This window comes from Streptomyces sp. WM6386 (genome assembly GCF_000972385.1).
Classification (GTDB): Bacteria; Actinomycetota; Actinomycetes; order Streptomycetales; family Streptomycetaceae; genus Streptomyces.
The window spans coordinates 1-743 of sequence record NZ_JXTE01000310.1 but is presented as its reverse complement, the minus strand read 5'-3'; the positions used below and the strand labels follow the sequence as shown (position 1 = coordinate 743).

Annotated in this window: 1 protein-coding gene and 1 pseudogene; one reads left to right on the top strand and one right to left on the bottom strand. The window is 68.8% G+C overall.

Annotated elements, in window-relative coordinates; translation table 11 throughout:
- A partial coding sequence (locus TN53_RS47655) for a hypothetical protein (RefSeq protein ID WP_046264054.1) occupies nt 1-205 on the bottom strand: 205 nt, incomplete at its 3' end.
- 82 nt (nt 206-287) lie between these two features.
- Here TN53_RS47655 and TN53_RS41410 point away from each other — a divergent pair.
- Nucleotides 288-743, top strand: a pseudogene (locus TN53_RS41410) (transposase); the annotation flags it as partial.

The following is a 743-nucleotide window of genomic DNA, read 5'->3' as shown; positions in this document are numbered from 1 at the left end:
GTACCAGCAAGGCCTGCAGGATCTGCACCAGGAGACGGCAGAACGCCTCGGTCAACTGGCCACCGCAGACCTGCTGGCCGCCGCACAGACGGCCGGCCTGCCCTGCGATGCCGCGCAGGACCGCGCCGAGGTGATCCTGCTCCTGGCCCTTGCCGAGTGGGAAAGGACACCGGCCGCCATGGCCTTCATAGCGGTAGTTCGTCAAATCCGGCGGTGGTGTGGGTTGACGACGGGTCGAGTTGGTCGTAGGCCGGTGATAGGGGCCAACTGCCGTGCCGGGGGTGAAGATGACCGCTCGCCGTCCGTGTCCGCCTGCGCCGGGGCCGCTGAAGGACTACGCGGCCCAGTTCGACGACCTCTTCTTCAGCCTGGCCCAGCGGCGCGGGTTTCGTGAGTATCTGACCGGGCTGCTGGCGACGCGGGAGCGGAGCAAGACGATCACTTGCCTGGCAGGGGCGGAGCCGATGGCCGGTGCCGGGAAGCCGGGGGTGCAGCGGCTGCAGTTCTTCCTGTCGGAGTCACCCTGGGAGGCCGAGCAGATCAATGACCGGCGGCTTGAACTGCTGCGCGAGGAGCCGGCGACGGCTCCGCACGAGGGCGGGGTGATAGTGATCGACGACTCCGGGGACCGCAAGGACGGCACCGCGACCGCGCACGTGGGCCGGCAGTAGCTGGGCTGGTGCGGCAAGACCGACAACGGCATCGTCACGGTGACCACGGTGTGGAACGAAGGCCGCCTGTAC